Origin of the sequence: Bradyrhizobium erythrophlei, assembly GCF_900129425.1 — a bacterium.
GTDB classification, from domain to species: domain Bacteria; phylum Pseudomonadota; class Alphaproteobacteria; order Rhizobiales; family Xanthobacteraceae; genus Bradyrhizobium; species Bradyrhizobium erythrophlei_C.
The window spans coordinates 1751622-1771137 of the sequence record NZ_LT670817.1 but is presented as its reverse complement, the minus strand read 5'-3'; the positions used below and the strand labels follow the sequence as shown (position 1 = coordinate 1771137).

Genomic DNA, 19516 nt, shown 5'->3' with positions numbered 1-19516 from the left:
AGCAACGATTCCGCTTGCGACAGACGCAAGCGGGATCGTTGTAAAAAGCTAGGACATATCGATGCCGCGTGCCGGAAGCACCACCACCTTGGTGCCAACCCGGACACGGTTTTAGAGATCCATGATGTCTTGGTTTATCAAGCGCACGCAACCAGATGAAACCATCGTGCCGATCGTCCAAGGTTCGACCGTCCCGTGCAACCGGTAATAGGTATCCCGGCCATCCAGATAGAGGTAGAGCGCGCGTGGCCCCAGTGGATTGTCGGCGCCGCCGTTCATCCCATTAGCATACGGACCGTACCGCTTCGGATCGCGCTTTATCATGTCCGGGTCGGAGTCCAGTGCGGCCATTCAGCCTTTCGCCCGATGATCGCCGTACCCAGAAAATTGAAGGCCTCCTGTTTGCCGACACCAACACCGTAGCGCATCGCCTGACCGCCGGTCATCACCAGATAAACGTAGCGTTTGCCCGGGTCGACCACGATCGTCCCGGGGCGCTCACTAGTGGGATAGGACACCTCGCGATTGCGCCATACATCGACGCATAGCGTGCATCACGTTCGGAATCGAATCCGGTGAACGTCGGTCCCTCCTGCCTCACACACCCGGCGAGGATAAGTGGTGCTCCGAATACAAATGCGCGTCTATTCAACATGGTCTCGTGGTCCTTGTTCAGGGTCGGATTTATCGCCGGGCTCGAAGGAACTTGCCGTATTGTAGCGAATGCTCTATATCTTCGATTTGGAGCATATGATCTACAACTAAGCAAATGAATAGGGCGACATCAAATGCGCGAGAGCGATATGACTAAACGAACATTTCTGATCACCGGAGCCAGCAAGGGCATCGGCCGCGCACTTTCCGAAAGGCTGGCTGCTTCGGGACATCACGTGGTGGGTGTTGCGCGGCGCGCCGATGATCCCGCCTTTCCAGGAACGCTCGTCCCGGTTGATCTGTCTGACCGCCGTGCGACGGATGAAACACTGCGAGATCTCACTGCGCGGTTTTCATTCGACGGCGTCGTGAACAATGTCGGATTTATTCGCCTTGGCCGAATTGACGAAATCGACATCGATCAGCTCGAAGAGTCGTTCCGGCGAAATCTCACGCCCGCCGTGCAAGCGGTTCAGGCGGCTCTGCCTGCAATGCGCGAGAAAAACTGGGGCCGCGTGATCAATCTATCGAGTCTTACGATTCTCGGTGTCGCTGATCGGACGGCGTATGCAGGCGCGAAGAGCGCGATTTCAAGCTTTACACGTACCTGGGCGCTGGAGCTTGCGCAATACGGCATCACCGTCAACTCAGTCGCGCCAGGCCCCACCGAGACGGAAATGTTCCGGGAGAATACCCCTGCTGGAAGCGAAGGCGAGCGCCGCTTTCTCTCAATGATCCCATTGAAGCGCCTCGGCAAGCCGGACGAGATCGCAGCTTTGATTGCTTTTCTACTCTCGGAGGACGCTGGCTTCGTCACCGGCCAAACACTGTTTGCCGATGGCGGTGCATCGATTGGCAAGGCGGCGGCGTAGATAAGCACGCCGCCCACCCTCTACCGGCTTTCGCAAGCCGTCTAGGTCGTGTTTTCTTGACGACAAAGTGCGTCCGTTAGCTTGCGGATGAACGGCGCGGCCAGGAGCACGACAGGTAACATCGTTGCCCATGAAATCAGCCATGACGCAATCCAATGGCTGAAAAAGGATCCTTCACTAAAAAACGGCAGACAGGCGATCGCACCAGCAATGCGCAGGTCAGACCGGACTGAGTGACGCCATAGACGAAATGACTGTAACGTTTTGGAAATCTCGGCACGTGATCGTCTTGTTCGCGCTTCGGCAACAGCAGCACGAGCCACTACGGCGGGTGCTTTAGGCGACAGGTGACGCGGGCACCCCATCGATGAGGGTGAACTCGAGCGTTGCGCAGTTCGACCTGAGAGGAATGAGCGCCTGATAGGCCTCGGAGCGATAACACCTCTCCGCCGACTCGAAATCAGGGAATTCCGCGATGACGACGTGGGGCCGGTCATCCGACCCCTCGAATACAATATTCCTGCCGCCGCGCGCAATGTGACGACCGCCGAAGCTCGCAAGCACGCCCGGCGACCGACGTGCGTACTCCTGAAAGGCGACCCGGTCATGAATGATACCGCGTACAACGAAATAGGCAGACATGAGCTTACTCCTTAGGGAAGCGTAATGTGGTCACGCGGATGCCGGAACTGTCCGGCTCCGTTCTCAAGTCGCGTCTTTTGTTTCTTTCGCAAACAGGACGAGCACCAGCATGGACACCACGGCCGCAGCGACCGGATACCAGAGACCCGAATAGATGTTCCCGGTCGCAGCCATGATTGCGAAAGCAGTTGCTGGCAGAAATCCTCCGAAAATCGCTGACGCCAAATGATAGGGAATTGAGATCGCGGTATACCGAATTCTGGTTGGAAACATCTCGACCAGCATTGTCACGCTCGCCGTAAATACCAAAGCACCGAACGAGAGCAGCGCCATCAAAATCAGCAGTACCATCGGTATGTTGATTTCATCCTTGTTGGCAGTCCCCGTCCCATATCCATGCTTGGACGCTGTCGCGGCCAGCAACGCGCTAAACTTTGCGGCCTTCGTCGCGGCATCGGTATCTGACGCGCGATAACCTTCAACGACGTCTTCGCCGATCTGAATACGTGCGACCTGACCGCGCGGAAGCGGCATGCTGTGGTAATTCAATCCGGCCTTTGCCAGACTGCTGGTTACGGTATCGCATGAGCTGGTAAATTTGGCCGTCCCAGTCGGATCGAACTGAAAGGCGCATTCTTCCCAGTCCGCACTGACGACAATCGGCGCTTCCAACTCCGCCTTTTCCAGAGATGGATTGGCATAGTGAGTCAGCGCCTTGAACAGAGGCATGGTGAATAGTGCACCGAGCAGGCAACCTGCAATCAGGACCTTCTTGCGTCCCACCAGATCCGCCAATTTTCCAGAGGCGAGATACAGTGGCGCCGTAAGAACGGTCGCGCTGATGATCAGGATATTCGTCGTGCTGGCGTCAACCTTCAGCGCTTTGGTGAGAAAGAACATCGTATAGAGCTGACCATTGTAGAAGATAATGGCGGCACCCATCATGACGCCAAACACAGCGATCAGGATCAATTTCAGATTTTTCCATTGACCGAGCGTCTCTGCGATTGGCGCCTTCGACATCCCGCCTTCGGCTTTGATCCGCAGGAATTCAGGAGACTCGTCGAGCTTGAGTCGGACCCACAAAGAGATCAGAAGAATCACGATTGAAAAGAGAAAGGGAAGTCGCCAGCCCCAATCAGAAAACGTGCTTTCTCCCAGGAGATGCTGGAGCGGCAGGACAACCAGCAAGGAAAGCAGCAATCCGCCGGCACCCGTCGACACAACCCAGGAAACCCTGAAGCCGCGATCCCGCTTCGAGCCATGCTCCGCAACATAGATGAAGGCGCCGCCAAACTCGCCGCCAATAGCAAGTCCTTGCAACATGCGCATGATCACGAACAATATCGGCGAAGCCAAGCCAATGGACGCAAACCCGGGCAGCAGGCCGATGGTGAAAGTCGCGGCACCCATGATCAGGATCGTCGCAAGGAATGTGCGTTTGCGACCGACAAGGTCGCCAAACCGTCCAAAAACCATTCCCCCGAACGGGCGCATGACAAATCCGGCGGCGAATCCCAGCAGAGCCAGAATGAAGCCAGCACTAGGATTGATGCCCGAAAAGAAATGCTTGGCAAGCTCGGTGGATAACGCGCCGACGAGAAAGAAATCATACAACTCAAAGATCGTGCCCATTGATGAAGCGGCTATGACCCGCTTCTCGACAGGCGTCATGCCAGGGCTGGTGGCGAGGTATTCCTTGCCCGCACCGCTGACGTCTTCGCCCAACAATGCGATCTGATCGTTCTTCACCTCATATCCCCCCACTGGCTTTTTTATTGAGGTTACCGCGACGCGCGCGGGTATTTCCTGTCACTCGCGTTCCGCCAGCGCTAGTTGTCGCTATTCACCGAGGCCCTCGATCGAAAGGACCATGACATCACCGTCCTTGAGGTAGATCGGCGGCTTGCTACCGTGACCGACGCCTTGCGGCGTGCCCGTGCAGATGAGGTCCCCCGGCTCCAGCGACATGAATGAGCTGAGATAACTGATCGCCTCGGCGACGCTAAAAATCATGTCCGAGGTGTTGCTGTCCTGGCCGATCCTGCCGGAAACCTCGCATCGCAATTGAAGCGCTTGCGGATCTGCAATCTCGTCGCGCGTCACGATGTAGGGTCCAATGGGACAAAACGTGTCCGCGCTCTTGCCCTTTGTCCACTGACCTCCGCGTTCGAGCTGGAAGGAACGCTCGCTCACGTCGTTCACGACGCAGTATCTTAGGATGTGATCGAGCGCGTCGCTCGCTGGTATCTTCTTCGTCGGGCGGCCAATGACGACGCCTAGCTCCACCTCCCAATCGCATTGGCTGGAATTGGCCGGCAGGATAACGGGATCGTAGGGTCCCGAAAGCGAGCTCGGCTCTTTGAGAAAGATCACGGGCTCGGTGGGTATGGCCATCCCGGCTTCCCACCGCGTGGGCCTTATAGTTCAGCCCGATGCAGATGATTTTTCCTGGTTTCGAGAGGGGGGCGCCCAAACGTGTGCCCGCAGGACAGGTCGGCAGATTGTCTATTGACCAGCTCGACAACGCTGCCGAAAGCGAGCCTAACCTCGCCGGATCACAATCGGCGACAATCGAAGCAAGAGATCGGATATTGCCGACACTATCGATCACACCTGGCCGCTCGAAACCCTTCTCTCCGTAACGCACCAATTTCACGTTTGTCTCCTTGTAATATTCAAGGCGGACTCTGGCGTTGCGCTTGTCGGAGCGATCGACACCACGAAGCTGATGATAGCCGCGCCGCTTGTTCCGCCTGCTTTCACCGCTTGCGGCTTACATGTTCAGTTGGCGAGGGACTGAATGTCGAAGCAGATGTCTCCACGCCTGATCGGAACGCAGTCGGGAGAAAACTCCTGAAGGAACTCATGCCCCTGCTCTTTTGCAAGTGACATAAAGCGGTCCAACTGCAACATCGAGCGGACGTCGACGCCGTCGGGGTACCCGTAAATGTCATGCAGAACGATCGTCGTCCAAGGCTTGGTTGTCAGCTCAGACAACGCCCGGTTCACCCAGGCATCGGCGTGCTCCCAATCGCGGGGAACGGAATTGAACAACACGCACGTTATTTTGGCGTCCGACATCTTCCGAATATCGGCCTTCCTGAACAGCTGATGGTCGATCAAGCCGGCGTTGCAGAAGGGACGAAACAATCGATCGGGATGGGCAAGGTCGCCAAGGGCATCGAAGGTGCGCGACACTTCGTCATCGAAGAAGCTGTCTGTCGGCGCATTCCCCAAGGAGATTCGATGAGTGAACGAATGGTTCCCAATCCAGTGACCTTCCGCGCGCGCGCGCTCCACGACCGCCCTGGCACCCGGCCGCTCCAGATTCCTTCCTATGACAAAGAACGTCGCTTGCACGGCTTGCTTTCGCAGCACGTCGAGGACGAGCGAGGTCATTTCCGGTTCGGGTCCATTGTCGAACGTAAGCGTAATTCGTCCCATTATTGCCTCTTGCTTCAGAATGCGTTTGCCCGGTGGTGGCCCGAAGGGGTTGCAGCCGATGCAACTACCACGTCATTGATTTTACCTATGTTGTAATCCGGACGGTGCGCGGCGGGCGACCTGCTATTGTCCTGCCGCCGACCAAGTCGCTTAACCGCTTGCGGAGCGCTCATAGGCATAATTCCCCTCAAAACCGTCTTCATCCGGCGAGCTCGAGCAGCGCAGCCAGCTTTTGTTTCGGTTTAACTGCCGAAATTCTCTCAATAGTGAAACAGCTATCATGCGGTGTGGTCGAGATAAAATTGATTTTGTAATAGGATTACATAGATGATTGACTATGTCTTCGGGATTGGAAAGAACATGACCCTTACCCAGCTGCGTTACGTATTGGCCGTTATCGACCACGGAGGCTTTGGGCGGGCGGCTGAGCATTGTCACGTTACCCAACCGACAATGAGCGCGCAGATCAAAAAGCTGGAGGACGAGCTTGCTGTCCTGTTGTTTGAGCGCACCGGGGCGGGCGTCCATGTCACGCCGGTTGGACAACAGATCGTTCAATGCGCACGGAGTTTGATCGAGCAAGCGCAGGCCATCAAAAGTGTCGCGCGTGGCTCGGGAGGGCTTCCTGCAGGTTCGGTTCGACTGGGCGTCGTTCCCAGCGCGGCTCCAGCACTTCTAACGACAGCGATCCGAGCGGTCCGGGAAAAATTCGACGGTCTAAAGATCGACGTACAGGAAGGCAGTCCGGTCGATCTCATCGCGCAGCTCAAGAATTACGAAATCGACTTGATCATCGGCCCAGCACCGACCGAGGAGCCGGGCCTTAGGTGGCTCCCGCTATTCTGGGAGCCATATATTGTCTCCTCTCACGGGTCCGACGCTAAGGATTATTCTCGAAAAAGTTTTCTCGAAAGCGGGATTGCCAGCTATTTGCTTGATGAAGGGAGCGCCGTTGAGATTTTTGCGAACGGCGGAACGACGAATCTGGGGGTTGGACTGCGAGATCATTTGGCCTGGAAATCCGAAAGAACGCGTAACGTTGCAAGCATAGCAACACTCAATGCGCTGCTATGCAGCAGCGAGTGCGTCGTCATTGCACCGTTGACGGCCACCTTGATGATCACGGGGACAGGTGTATCCCGAATGCGACTTGGTTCGCCTAATGTAGGCAGAACACTCGGCTTCGTTTGGCGAACCAGTTATCCTTGGACGCCACGTTGCTATGACATCTACGATATCGTTCATGCCAATCTGCCGTATGGCGTCGTTGCCCTTGAGAAATTTGGTCAAGCACAAATCACGCTTGGCCTCAAAGATGGCAGTTCGGACCGGGATCAACGCACGAATCATGCAAGAATCTCTGCTCACTCCGCGTAATTTTGATTCCATGGATCGCGAGCGATCTGCACGACGTCCTCATGCCGTCACCTTCATCAATCTACTCGACTTCACCAAAGTCGACCTGCTGGGCTTCTCCCTCGGCGGTTGCGTCCGCAAGCCAAGGCGCTGATCACCTATCCAAAGACCGACGGCGACTACGCCACTGTGGCGGAGCCGTTGAGGTCCGACCATTTCACGTCGGATGCGCTCTGCCTTGCGTCTGTCGGCGGATCGATCACCACCCGCTCGCGTGGAAAATGCTCGGGGAAGGTCTGGCGCTCGGCGCGTTTGCGCGTAAATGGATTCTGACCATCGTATCTCGTGCTCCTCATCTGAGAACTTGGAGCATAGCGACGTGTCTTTTGGTCGTCTTTATGGTTCCTGCGATAGTTTTCGCCAAAATGCCGTGTTTCGTTCGCGGACTCCGTATGTGTTTGCTACGCCGTTAACGCGAATTGAAATACGATCCCGCACGGTTCATTGGCGCGCGCCCACAAGTGTCCGCCATGCGCCAATGATCGAACGGCAGATTGACAAACCCATCCCCAAGCCGCCTGGTTTGGTGGTGTAAAAGGACTCGAACAACCGTCCGACGCTCTCGGGTGCCAACCCAGGACCTGAATCTCGGACCGAAACAACGACCCCAGAGTCGCTCTTTGCGGTGCTGATCAGCAATTCCCGCTGTCCCTCGCTCATTCCGCTCATCGCCTCGATGGCGTTGATGAGTAAATTGAGAATCACTTGTTGCAGTTGGACACGATCTCCCTGAATCGCCGGCAGGCTCGCCTGTCCCTTTCGGAAACTCAATCCGGCTAGTAAGTGGAGAAGAATTGGGTGATGCTCTTGGTTGATGAGAGATGTTTGCAGCCTGATTTGGTTGGCGCTGATCGGATTGTTCCGATCGCGAGCGTCGCTGCAAGTAGAGATCTTGACGCTTCGTCATCAACTCAACGTGCTGCGTCGTAAATCGCCGCACCGACTAACCTTCACCAGAATCGACCGTCTGGTATTTGCCGGGTTGTATCGGTTGGCGCCCGGCGTGCTGGACGCTTTGAAGATCGTCAGGCCGGAGACCGTGATCCGCTGGCATCGTGCCGGTTTCCGAGCGTATTGGCGCTGGAAATCAAGACCGCGCGGCGGCCGGCCGAAGACCCCGCTGGAGATCCGTCATCTCGTTCGCGAGATGAGTCTCGCCAACCCATTATGGGGGCGCACCACGGATCCATGGCGAGCTTCTCAAGCTCGGGATCGATGTTGGGCAAACCACCGTTGCAAAGTATATGGCGAGGGGAAAGCGACCGCCGTCCCAAGGGTGGAATCTCCATGCTTTCCGTTGTCATCCTCGCCGCTCCTTTCATTCGAGCGCTCGTCGATCGATTTGTTCGCGATAGCAAGCCGAACCACTGCCCCGATCAGGTTGAAGACTGCTCAAAGCGCCCCGCCCTTTCGCCAGGAGATGGATGATGACCCATCAATCTCAGGCTTCGAAGAATCTCAGGCTTCGAAGCGCCTTTCTCAGAGTATGCCGGACTGCATCAGGCCGTGCGTCACCTTATTGCGTATTGCCGAGGATTGGCTGGTCGGGCGTGATCATGTGTGTTGCAGCGCGAAGCAATGCAGGTGCAGTTGCTGATCTGAAGGAGACATAGGTGTGCTGACCGTATGGGGACGCCCAAATTCGATAAATGTACAAAAGGTACTTTGGTGCTGCACGGAGTTGGGACTGTCGCCCCGGCGCATCGCCGTGGGCGGTGAATTTGGAGGAAACCAAGACGCCGACTATGTCGCAATGAACCCAAACCGCCTACGCTTGACGATGGTGGATATCAGCTTTGGGAGTCAAACGTCATCGTTCGTTACCTGGCCCATCAATACGGCCAAACGAACCTGTTTCCGACCGACGTCAAATGTCGGTTCGATGCCGAGCGCTGGATGGATTGGCAAGCTACTGCACTCTGGCCGGCGCTGCGTCCGTTGTTCATTGGACCGATAAGGACACCGCCCGAGAAGCGCGATCGAAGTCTGCTCAAAGAAGTCGAAGAGCGTTGTGCGGCAGCGATGTCGATCTTAGACGCGCGTCTCGCCGACCGCGCCTTCGTTTCCGGCGACACGCTGTCGATGGCGGACATTCCAGCGGGCGCGTCTGTCTATCGGTGGTACGCGCTCGACATAAAGCATCCTGACTTACCGAACTTGCGTCGCTGGTACGAAATCCTGACTGAGCGTCCAGCTTTCAGGATGGAAGTGATGCTACCGCTGAGTTGATGTGGCATCGGCGCCAAACCGACTGCGCCGCGTGCCGATCCACAAGCACCTCATCGAGCAGGGGTTCCAGAAATACGTCGAGGAGCGTCGGCACATCGGTAAACCGTTATTCTACGAACCGCCCCGCGCGCGGGGCGGAAAGAAAGCGAACCCCCAGTGGCAGAAGGTTGCCGAACGGTTGGGCGAATGGGTGCGCGACTCCTTGAAGGTGAGCAACTGGTTACAGCCGTGACGAAGAGCAGTGATGAGCGGCTGCCAACTGACGCACGCTTTGCCTGCAGACCATCGTTGCGGAATTGCACGCGCTTCAGATCCAGATCGGCGGCATCGAAAAGCATATCCAGCACGATCACCAATAGTCGGACCTCACCAGTCTTTGAATGTCGGTTGGATGCACCCCCCGCAGACCCAAGGAAAGGTCCAATCGGCCGTACGCTTGGCGCTGTCGGGCAGGTACCTGCTCCAGGGCTCCGCTCGGACCGGATTGATTGACTGCCAAATGACATCGAAGGTCCCGGAAGAATTTATTTTGCCTATCATAACTGGCTTGGAAAGGTGATGATTAGTGTTCATCACCACCTCGAAGCCGCTCGGCGCCTCGGTTCTCTGACCGTACATGGCCTGCCGCACCGCATCCACATCGGTGGTTCCCGCTTGGACAACGGCTTGCGCCCACATCCTGAAGCCAATGAAGGTGGCTTCCATCGGGTCATTTGTGGTTTTGTCTCGTTGCTCGTTGAAGTCCGCCCACATTTTGATGAACGCTTCGTTTTCTGGGGAGTTGATCCGCTGGAAATAGTTCCAGGCAGCCAAGTGCCCGATGGGAAAGACGTGCGAGGCGAGCAATTCACGCTCGCCAATGGAGAAAGCCATGACTGGGATTGCGTTGGCGTCTACCTTTTGGGCTACCAGTTCCCTGTAGAAGTACGTGTTTGCATCTCCGTTAACGGTTGATATGACCGCGGTCTTTTTTCCCTCCGAACCGAACGTTTTGATCCGCTCGATGATCCCTCGCCATTCGGAATTGCCGAACGGCGTGTAAATAGTCATAATGTCGTCTGGTGATACGCCCTGTTCGGCAAGATACGCGCTCAGGATTCGGTTGATCGTGCGTGGATAGACGTAGTCAGTGCCGAGCAAAACCCATCTGCGAACTTCGCCTCCTTCCTTGCTCATAAGATATCGAACGGCCGGAATTGCCTGCTGATTTGGCGCGGCCCCCGTGTAGAAAATGTTGCGCGAGGTTTCTTCACCTTCGTACTGCACTGGGTAGAAAAGTAGGCCGTTCAGCCGCTCGAAAATCGGTAGAACGGACTTGCGGGAGGCGGAGGTCCAGCAACCGAATACGACGGCGACCTTTCTCTTCGAAAGTAATTCCTCGGCTTTTCTCGCAAAAACGTCGCTATCAGACGCGGGATCAACGACTATCGGTTCCAACTTCCGTCCCAGCAGCCCCCCCTTTTTGTTTTGATCGGCTATCAGCATAAGAACGGTGTCCTTAAGTACCGACTCGCTGATTGCCATGGTGCCCGACAAAGAATGTAGAATTCCGATTTTGATAGTGTTTTCCTCTGCGTGAGCCGCTGAAACCACGAACACAAGCCACAAACCAAACAATCTTGGTATGACAACTCGTAGCATTGAAGCTGATTTCATGTCGCTGCCCCGACCAGTTCGAAAATGCGGGTTCGCTTTGTCATGCCCTTGGCAACAACTGAGTCAAGGAGTCTGAATAGAAAGCAATGCTGAACCCGCAGGTAGACGCCTTCGCTCACTAGGATAGCGGTTCCAAACTGCTTGTTCAGACCTTCGAGACGCGCTGCGAGGTTCACCGTATTGCCGAGAGCCGTGTAGTTCATGCGCTCGGTTGAGCCGAGGTTGCCGACAACGGCCTCCCCGACATGAATGCCAAACCGCGTGAAGAATGGCTTCACACCCTCAGCTTCGAACTGAGCGTTCAGCTTTTCGCACGCCATTCTGCTCGCGAGAACTGCGCGGCAGGCCCGCTCGATGTGGTCGGGCTGTGCATTTGGTGCGTTCCAGAACACCATCACTGCGTCGCCAATAAACTTGTCGACGGTGCCGCCCTCGGCGAGGAAAGCCTTTGTAAGAACGGAGAAATACCGGGAGGTTTGGTGCATGAGTACGTCTGGGTCGGCAAACTCCGCGATAGACGTAAAGTCGCTAACGTCGGTGAAAACGACGGTAACCTCCCTCCTGATTCCGCCGAGCTCAGTAGATATGGAATTTTCCATGACGCCTCGGACAATCTCCTTAGGGACGAAGCGCGCGAACGATCGTATGGTGCGCTGAGCGAGATTCATCGTGCTGCCGAGTTCGCAAATTTCCTTAATGCGTGATGTGACAGGTAAAGGGTCGGGTGCAGCCATCTTCTCGATTCTGGCTGCCTGCGCCGTAATGTCTTTCAGGGAACGAGACATTCCATTGCCAAACATCCAGACGGCCGGAACAAACGCAGCACCGGCAATGGTTGCAAGGATTAATCCAGTGAACTCTAGCCTCCGAACATCTTGAACAAAGTCTCTTTGGGCCCCAAGCAACAATATTTTGGCGCTGTGCTCACCTAGAGGGAACTTCGCTAACCTGAACAGGTAGCCATTGCCTTGCTCGTCACTGATGCTTCCGTCGTAATATTCCCGGCCATGCGCCCCCTGCAATACGGCCGCTGCGACCCCCGAGTCGATCTCCTTGATATTGGGCAATTGCGGCTTGGATGGATGTGTCATCGCGCTGGTAACGAATTGTGCAAAATCGGGATGGGCGATGAGCGAGCCTGTCGAGTCGAAGATCAAGACGATACCGTGCTCTCCAGGCCGTTGCGTTTGGACGAAGTCGCTGAAAGTGTCGAGCTTGAGATCGGCGGCAAGGACGCCAGGTACCTTGCCTCGCAGGGGTGCGCCGATCGTAATCACCGGTGCGCCGATGCTAGACGAAAGATAGGGCAAGGAGACAACCGACCGGTGGGCTTTCATCGTCTCGCTATACCAAGGCCGCTTGCGGGCGTCGTATCCGTATTTCCATAGATCCAGTTGTCCGACATCGTTGCCCTGCCGATCTTCAAAAATGCGCCGCATGGGCAGTTCGCCACCGGGGCCGGGGCGGACCAAATTAATGGCAATATCAGCGTTAGGTGTCGCGCGTAATCTTTCGCGCTGCTCCTCGTTGAGGTCACTGGTGCGCCGCACCTGCAACGAAGCGCCATTTTCAAAGCCGGCATAGATACTGTCTATTTGGGGCAGTTCCTGTAGTGCGGTTTTGAAGAGCGCGATCGCCGGATCGATCTCGGTACCTTCATTTGATTCGGCTACGCTGGAACTGGTCGCGAGCACACGCACTAACGACGCTATGGCGGTCATCTCCGTCTGCAGACGTCCCGATGCTTTCGTGCTTGTCGCGTCCATATAGGCAGACGCAGCTTCCTTCGTTGCCCAATGAAGAGCGCGGACCTGAATGGCGATCAGCAGCACGGCTAGAGCGATGATAAACGCCATCACCGCGAGGGTAATTGAGGTTCGAAATGTCAAGGTTAACCGGTCATTTGGCCGTATTATTGCATTGAGTTTAATCTCCTTGCTCACCATAGCCGCTCTATCTCTATTGGCTCGTTCGCCCGGCCGGTTCGGCTACGGCCGGCCGTGCTAAGGCAAAAGGCTCATTTGTTCAGATTCCATCCAGCCGTCCACTATGGCGATAAGTCTGCGGGACGTGCTCAGCAATGCTTGCGTGACCGATATTCGCATTAACGAAATAACGACAGCAATGTAGCGCAAGCACCGTCGACTTGCGGAATGCGCGTCCAGTTCATCTGAATCGGGCGGCGCAGGATGGAGACTGCCGGTCTATTTCTCGCGCATCTAGGGCTACAATGCCGAACAGACGGTCATCGGTCCTCCGAATAGGCCGCTTCTCCAAGGAGACCAGCGTCTAGCCCCAGCTTCTCTGTTTCCTCATCCACGCGAACCGAAGTGACGCAGTTAATCAGCCATAGCGCCGCATAGCTGAAGACAAACGCCCAGGCCGCCGATGCAACGACGGCAATGCACTGCCAAAGAAAGAACCGGGTGCCACCGGACAATAAACCTGCCGCACCGTGTAGATTCCAGCTTTTCGCAGCGAATACTCCGAGCAGGATGGCGCCGAGAACCCCGCCGACACCATGCACTCCCCACACGTCTAGAGCGTCATCCCACCCAAAGACCTTTTTAATCGCAACGGCGTAATAGCAGACCAGTCCCGCCGAAAAGCCGATTACCGACGCGATACCGAAGGACACATAACCGGCAGCTGGGGTAATGGCCGCAAGACCTGCAACCGCACCAGTCATGAGGCCGACAAAATTGGGCCGCCGAACGTTGGCCCATTCCAAAACAAGCCAAGCGACTCCAGCGAAAGCGGCTCCCAATTGCGTGTTGACAAAGGATGAAACGGTCACCCAATCTACGCCGACTTCTGATCCAGCATTGAAGCCAAACCAGCCAAACCACAACAACCCCGCACCTAGTGCCATTAATGGAACATTGTGGGGTACATCAGTGCTATCGCATCTGCGCCCTACGAATATCACTGAGGCTAAAGCTGCAAACCCAGCTGTGGTGTGTACAACAATCCCGCCAGCAAAATCCAACACGCCCATTCTTGAAAACAAACCATTCGGGCTCCAGACCATGTGAACGAACGGGAAATACACAAAAATTAGCCAGGCGGTGAGAAAGAGCAAGTACGCACTGAAATTTACCCGATTAGCAAACGCACCAGTAATTAGAGCAGGCGCAATAATTGCGAACATCATTTGATACACAAAGTGCAACCCGAGAGGAATGCCAGAATTATTTCCGGTGTAAATTGTATTCAAGCTAACGCCTTTCAAAAAGGCAAAATATGTTGGATCACCGATCATGCCGTGCCATGTCGGTCCGAAGCACATCGAATAACCAATGCAGAACCAGAGTATTGTGGTCCAACACAATGACGCGAAATTTTGGATCATAACAGTCAATACGTTCTTCTTTGTAACTAGACCTCCGTAAAAAAATGCAAGGCCGGGTGTCATCAGCATCACTAATGCGGAACATACAAGCATGAACGCCGTGTTTCCGATATTGAGTTTGGACGAGTCGGCAAGCATGATCTTCACCTCTATCGTATCGCCCCGTCGATCCGCCGGTGACGCCACTACTCTCTTTCCAAATCGCGCACCGACTGCCGGTCCCGGTCCCATCATTCCACATCGTCGGAACATAAGCGGCGACGCAAATGGCAATCTCGTGCTTGATCGTAGGCGCATCTTAACGCCACCGCTTTTGCCATCTTGCTTCGCTCGACGCAGTCTTGTCCCGATTGTCATAGCAGCCATCCGGCAGCAGCTCCCCGTATGCTGCCGGCACCGATGCAGGTCGCGCAGCGGGACTGTCTCCATGTCCAACCGGTGGAAACGGCAGGGCTGCGCAAGCAGGCACGCCGCAAGCAGGGCGCGGCTGGACTTGGTTAGCAGGACGTGCCGACAGCAACCTGATTGAACCACGTTGACAGGCAGCGGCGTCAGCGCGAGGGAAAACTGGCCTGATCCATCAACACATCGCGAGCAGCGATACGGCTTGTATGGGGCTTTCTTTGTCAAGGGGGCGTCACGCCAATCTGGCCGTCCTTTGCATTCCATTCTTTTGTTCGACTCGCGCCGCGAGCATTCTTCCGTCCCGACCGCATATTTCCATCGCCGTCGCGCGCAGCGGCGGTCAAGGACGGCGCTTCTTCAGCGCCGCCGAAGGCTTGTCCTTGACGGACGCGAGCACGGCGGCAGGCTGCCGGCGATCGGGTGGTTGGCCGCGCGATGATCCGAGGGGAGCCTGCCATTGGCCGCGATCAATCGCGCGAACCACACTTGTATTCGGTCGAACCCGTATGGGATCCCGACCATGAAGCAGTCATACGCTTCTGCGGGCAAGGCTCCGAGGCGGCGGGTCCATTCTCTCAGCGGCATTGCAGCCATAGCCGAATGCGGATTGCCGCCACCTCGGATCGTCATCGGCTACCCGGCGCATCAAGTGCGGTCAGGTGCCGAACCCTGTTTGTCCTTTCTCGTTCTAGAGTGTTGCTCACGCCGCCGGCCGCAGCTCGACACCGTCTGGCACCTCGCCGGTCGTGACCAGGCGCCACAGCGCTATCAGCAGCTTGCGCGCCAGTGCCACGATCATCGTCGTCTTGCGCGCGCCGCTCGGCCCCTCGGTCCGCGTGCGATACCACTGCGCCAGCTCACTGTCTTTCTGGAACATCAGGAAGCGCCACGCCAACTGGATCAGCCCACGTCGTACCCGCGCATTGCCGGCCTTGGCCAGGCCCTTCTCTCGGCGTTTCAAACCGCTCTCGTCAGGCGATCCCGTGAGCCCGGCGTAGCGCGTCACCGCTCTTCGATCTCGAAGCTTCCGCGACAGGATCTCCCGCACCAGCATGTCCGCCGTCTCGATGCCGATACCGATCACCCTGGCGAGCAGCCGCACCATCGCATGCGGCCCTGTATCGGGTGCCCGCTCGAGCCGCTCGGCACGTGTCTTCTCGATCGAGCTAATCCTGCTCGCGGACCAGCGCCAGCCGAGCCATGTCGCGCCGGAACTCCTCGATGACGTTCGCCGGCAGGCCCGTGCCCTCCGCTGTCCGCAGACCTGCCAGACGCTCTGGCGCCTTGCGCAGATGTGGTTTGAATCCCCGGATCCCGAGACGGGAGAGCGCACTCTTCATGCGGTTGGTGATGCGTGAGCGCTCGTTGACAAGGCTCTCGCGTTCGCGGCTCGGGCGCCTCGCAGCCTCCTCCTCCATCGTCGGGATCACCACCATCCCGCAGTGCCCCCGCTCACCGCGCAACCAGCCCAGGAACACGCGCATCAACATCGCCGCATCTAGACGATCCGTCTTCGCCCGCTTGCGCTCGCGTGACACCGCAACGCTTGCCGAATGGATGACATGCGCCTCGATCCCGCGAGTAATGAGCCAGCGCGCCAGCCAGAAGCCGTCGCGGCCAGCCTCATAGGCCAGCGCGATCCGGCTGATCGGCCGGCCGGCATGCACCGCCTCGTTCCGCCACCGCTCGATCAATCGTAACAGTGCCGTTGCATCCGGCTCCAGTTTCTTCAACCGCTGGCGCTCGACGCCGGGAAGAACGCCGTTCACCAGCCAGTTCGCCTTGCTCATCTCGACGACCATCACCAAGGTCGAGATCGGATCAAACGCGGTCAGGCTTCGGCTGAGATCATTGACTTGGGCCACGGGGCAACCTCCATCGGTTCGTATGGACGATGAAGTTGCCACGACCCTCCGCCGCCCGCCCCATAGCTTCTCTAATGGCGCTAAATCCAAGGCTCTGCGGGGTGCAGCGTCAAGGTTGTGAGCCCCGGCTGTATTCGAGAGCATGGGCTTGCCGTCCGAAGCGAGCGGATTGAGCAACTCGCCCATGACGGAAATACGGTGGTTTACGTACTCATCGACGACCGGCTTGTGGGTGCCATCGCTCTAGCCGATGTAATCCGACAAGAGTCCTTCCATGCGGTCTCACGTTTAAAGGAGGCGGGTGTACGATGCATGATGGTCACTGGCGACACGAAAGAGGTCGCCAGGTCCGTCGCCGCGCGACTTGGACTCGACGAGTATTTTGCCGAAACTTTACCGCTTCAGAAAGTGCAAAGGATACGGGAGACTAAAGCGAACGGTCTCGCTGTCGCCATGGTCGGTGATGGCGTCAATGACGCGCCGGCGCTGGTCGAGTCCGACCTTGGCATCGCGATTGGCGCGGGGACGGACGTAGCGATCGAGTCGGCGGATGTAGTCCTGGTGCGCAGCGACCCCCGAGACGTACTTGCAATCCTGGAGCTTTCGCGGGCAACGTACAGGAAGATAGTCCAGAATCTTCTTTGGGCGACGGGCTATAACGTCATCGCCATTCCGCTGGCCGCCGGTGTCGCCTATCCCTGCGGTATCCTCCTCAGCCCGGCCATCGGCGCAGCTCTGATGTCGCTGAGCACGATCATCGTGGCCATCAATGCAAGCTTCCTTGAACTACGCCGGGAAGTCGGACGGGAGACAAAATAGGGCCGGCCGGGCTGGGCTCATACCAGCACCGGAGAGGAGAGCTTATGGGCATCGTTCGTTTCGCCTTGCGATTTCCACACACTCTAAGTGCTCGCCGCCCTGATCCTCTTTCTAGGCATAACGGCATCCACGTGGCGCGCCAACATGTGGCGCCCCACAGCTCTCGTCGAGAATTAAACCGCCGCCGGCGCCATGTCGGCGTGCGCCGGATAATCGATGTAGCCTCGCCCGTCGCCGCCATAGAACGTCGAACGGTCGTAGCGGGTCAAAGGCAGGTTGCGTCGCAACCGTTCGGGCAGGTCAGGATTGGAGATGAAGTGGCGGCCGAAGGCGACGAGGTCGGCGTCGCCCGACGCGACGATGGCCGCGGCACTCTTACCGGTGAAACCGCCCGCCGCGATCAGGATGCGGCTGAATTTTCGCCGCAGATGCTGGGCCGCAATCGGCGCCCGGCCTTTGGCAATCTCCTCGATGCCCTTGATGCGCGGCTCGACTACGTGAAGGTAGGCGATACCGAGGCGATCGAGCTCGGTCACGACATAGCCAAAGGTCGCGGGCGGATCGCTGTCCGACATCGATCCGTAGGCGCCGCTCGGCGCGATGCGGACACCCACACGATCGGTGCCCCAGACGGAGATAGCAGCCTGCGTCACCTCAAGCAGGAAGCGCGCGCGGTTTTCGATGGAGCCGCCATATGCGTCCGTGCGCTTGTTGGTGCCGTCCTGGAGGAACTGATCGGGCAGGTAGCCGTTCGCGCCGTGGATCTCGACGCCATCAAAACCGGCGAGCAGGGCCCGCTCGGCGCCGGCACGAAACTCCTCGATGATCGCAGGAATCTCTTCCAGTGCGAGCGCACGCGGCATCGAGAACGGGACCTCACCTTGCCTGGTATAAGCGTAGCCTTCTGCCACGATCGCGGACGGCGCGACCGGTTGCTCGCCGTTCGGCTGCAGATCGGTATGCGACTGACGGCCGACATGCCACAGCTGCAGGAATATCCGGCCACCCTTCCCATGAACCGCATCGGTGACACGGCGCCATCCGGCGATCTGACTGTCCGAATAAATGCCGGGCGCGCCGGCATAGCCATAACCGCGGATCGAGACGGGCGTCGCCTCCGAAATTATGAGGCCGCCCTTCGATGCGCGCTGGGAGTAATACTCAACCATCAGATTGTTCGGAATATCGCCTGGATCGGAGCGCATGCGCGTCAGCGGCGCCATCACGACTCGATGGGAAAGTTGATACGGGCCAATCCTGGCCGGGGAGAACAGCCTGCTCATAGTTATCTCCTGTCGGTTTGAGTGACGGCGGCTGATGGTCGCTTAGCCTGGTGCGCCCCATCAGCCGCCTCTGGGAGAAGCGCGACGGGATCAAAGTCGCGCTTCCTATTGGTTCTTGATGGCTGCTGTCAGACCTTCACGGCAGCAGCCCGCTGCAGCACCGGAATCATGTCTTCCGGCTCGGGCCGATGCGTGTAGTCGGGATTCACCTCGGAGTAGAAGATCGTTCCGTCCTGGCCGATCACGTAGCGGGCCGGCATCGGAAGCGTCCAGCTCGGATCGTCGTTGAACGTGGGCAGATCGTTCTTAAGGCCCTTGTAGAGCTCGACCAGATAGTTGGGCAGCTCGAAGCGCAGGCCGAAGGCGGCGCCAACCTTGCCCTTCACATCCGACAGGATCGGAAAGGAGAGCTTGTTCTGGCGCATCGACTTGCGGCCGTTCGGCGCGGTCTGCGGCGAGATAGCAACCAGCGATGCACCGTATTTGTCGAATTGAGGTTTCGCGGCTTCGAGCGCCTGCAGCTCCAGGTTACAGTAGGGGCACCACACGCCGCGATAGAAGCTGACGACCATTGGACCTTTTTTCAGAAGGTCGTTGGAACTCACGACGATGCCCTCAGGATCTTTCAGCGAGAAGGACGGGGCGATATCACCCGCCTTTTTCGCTCGCGAGGCAGCACCAGAGGCGATCAGCTCGGCGGTGGCGCGGTGCATCGTCTCGATGACGGAATGGGGAACGCTATAGGGGGGCTTCCCGGCTTCGAAATCGACCTTGAAAGCGTCGAGGTTGGCTTGAAGCGACATAGGCGGTTCTCCTTAGGTTTTCGCGTGGGCTTCGTGGATCGAAGGCCTGCGAAGAACCTAAAGGAGACAGCGG

At 57.3% G+C, this 19516-nt stretch carries 15 protein-coding genes and 5 pseudogenes; 6 read left to right on the top strand and 14 right to left on the bottom strand.

Annotated elements, in window-relative coordinates; all coding sequences use genetic code 11:
- Positions 1–48: 48 nt before the first annotated feature.
- A pseudogene (locus B5527_RS43605) lies at positions 49–521 on the bottom strand (L,D-transpeptidase); the annotation flags it as partial.
- Positions 522–788: 267 nt separating this feature from the next.
- Here B5527_RS43605 and B5527_RS08455 point away from each other — a divergent pair.
- Complete coding sequence (locus B5527_RS08455) at positions 789–1526, top strand: SDR family oxidoreductase (protein WP_245332545.1); 738 nt, start codon at positions 789–791, stop codon at positions 1524–1526.
- Positions 1527–1567: 41 nt separating this feature from the next.
- On the opposite strand, the gene B5527_RS47335 is transcribed toward B5527_RS08455, so the two are convergent.
- The 5 genes and pseudogenes from B5527_RS47335 to B5527_RS08430 all read right to left on the bottom strand — a co-directional run bounded on the left by B5527_RS47335 (position 1568) and on the right by B5527_RS08430 (position 5615).
- On the bottom strand, positions 1568–1648 hold the full coding sequence (locus B5527_RS47335) for a hypothetical protein (protein WP_338065126.1): 81 nt from the start codon (positions 1646–1648) through the stop codon (positions 1568–1570).
- A gap of 214 nt (positions 1649–1862) precedes the next feature.
- On the bottom strand, positions 1863–2168 hold the full coding sequence (locus tag B5527_RS08445; protein ID WP_079600882.1) for a DUF1330 domain-containing protein: 306 nt from the start codon (positions 2166–2168) through the stop codon (positions 1863–1865).
- Between the two features lie 63 nt (positions 2169–2231).
- Complete coding sequence (locus tag B5527_RS08440; RefSeq protein ID WP_338065097.1) at positions 2232–3920, bottom strand: MFS transporter; 1689 nt, start codon at positions 3918–3920, stop codon at positions 2232–2234.
- Between the two features lie 90 nt (positions 3921–4010).
- Positions 4011–4827 (bottom strand): annotated as a pseudogene (locus B5527_RS08435) (fumarylacetoacetate hydrolase family protein).
- 125 nt (positions 4828–4952) lie between these two features.
- The gene (locus B5527_RS08430) at positions 4953–5615 is read right to left on the bottom strand and encodes a polysaccharide deacetylase family protein (RefSeq protein WP_074280438.1); all 663 of its coding nucleotides are present in this window, start codon (positions 5613–5615) and stop codon (positions 4953–4955) included.
- Between the two features lie 327 nt (positions 5616–5942).
- On the opposite strand from B5527_RS08430, the gene B5527_RS08425 reads away from it, so the two are divergent.
- Positions 5943–6992, top strand: coding sequence for a LysR family transcriptional regulator (locus B5527_RS08425; protein ID WP_079600881.1), 1050 nt, complete (start codon positions 5943–5945; stop codon positions 6990–6992).
- 158 nt (positions 6993–7150) lie between these two features.
- Here B5527_RS08425 and B5527_RS43600 read toward each other — a convergent pair whose 3' ends face one another.
- Positions 7151–7327 (bottom strand): hypothetical protein, encoded by a 177-nt coding sequence (locus tag B5527_RS43600; protein WP_154072098.1) that lies wholly within the window; start codon positions 7325–7327, stop codon positions 7151–7153.
- A gap of 105 nt (positions 7328–7432) precedes the next feature.
- Positions 7433–7778 (bottom strand): annotated as a pseudogene (locus B5527_RS46220) (ATP-binding protein); the annotation flags it as partial.
- A gap of 972 nt (positions 7779–8750) precedes the next feature.
- Between B5527_RS46220 and B5527_RS46215 the strand changes: the two are divergent.
- The 3 genes and pseudogenes from B5527_RS46215 to B5527_RS08410 all read left to right on the top strand — a co-directional run.
- A pseudogene (locus B5527_RS46215) lies at positions 8751–8828 on the top strand (hypothetical protein); the annotation flags it as partial.
- A gap of 99 nt (positions 8829–8927) precedes the next feature.
- The gene (locus tag B5527_RS46210; RefSeq protein ID WP_245332544.1) at positions 8928–9260 is read left to right on the top strand and encodes a glutathione binding-like protein; all 333 of its coding nucleotides are present in this window, start codon (positions 8928–8930) and stop codon (positions 9258–9260) included.
- A 1-nt stretch (position 9261) separates the two neighbouring features.
- Entirely contained in the window at positions 9262–9492 is a 231-nt protein-coding gene (locus B5527_RS08410; protein ID WP_154072097.1) for a hypothetical protein, read from the top strand.
- Between the two features lie 134 nt (positions 9493–9626).
- On the opposite strand, the gene urtA is transcribed toward B5527_RS08410, so the two are convergent.
- The 4 genes and pseudogenes from urtA to B5527_RS47555 all read right to left on the bottom strand — a co-directional run bounded on the left by urtA (position 9627) and on the right by B5527_RS47555 (position 16538).
- On the bottom strand, positions 9627–10901 hold the full coding sequence (urtA, locus tag B5527_RS08405; protein WP_154072845.1) for an urea ABC transporter substrate-binding protein: 1275 nt from the start codon (positions 10899–10901) through the stop codon (positions 9627–9629).
- Positions 10902–10912: 11 nt separating this feature from the next.
- Positions 10913–12859, bottom strand: a complete 1947-nt coding sequence (locus B5527_RS08400) for a cache domain-containing protein (protein ID WP_172842507.1) — start codon at positions 12857–12859, stop codon at positions 10913–10915.
- Between the two features lie 302 nt (positions 12860–13161).
- Complete coding sequence (locus tag B5527_RS08395; protein WP_172842506.1) at positions 13162–14406, bottom strand: ammonium transporter; 1245 nt, start codon at positions 14404–14406, stop codon at positions 13162–13164.
- 967 nt (positions 14407–15373) lie between these two features.
- Positions 15374–16538 (bottom strand): annotated as a pseudogene (locus tag B5527_RS47555) (IS110 family transposase).
- Between the two features lie 117 nt (positions 16539–16655).
- Here B5527_RS47555 and B5527_RS08385 point away from each other — a divergent pair.
- Positions 16656–17357 (top strand): HAD-IC family P-type ATPase, encoded by a 702-nt coding sequence (locus tag B5527_RS08385; RefSeq protein WP_276329318.1) that lies wholly within the window; start codon positions 16656–16658, stop codon positions 17355–17357.
- A 173-nt stretch (positions 17358–17530) separates the two neighbouring features.
- Here the strand turns inward: B5527_RS08385 and B5527_RS08380 are convergent, their stop codons facing one another.
- Entirely contained in the window at positions 17531–18640 is a 1110-nt protein-coding gene (locus tag B5527_RS08380) for an alkene reductase (protein WP_079600876.1), read from the bottom strand.
- Positions 18641–18768: 128 nt separating this feature from the next.
- A complete protein-coding gene (locus tag B5527_RS08375) occupies positions 18769–19443 on the bottom strand; it encodes a peroxiredoxin-like family protein (RefSeq protein WP_079600875.1) in 675 nt (224 codons plus the stop codon).
- Positions 19444–19516 lie beyond the last annotated feature (73 nt).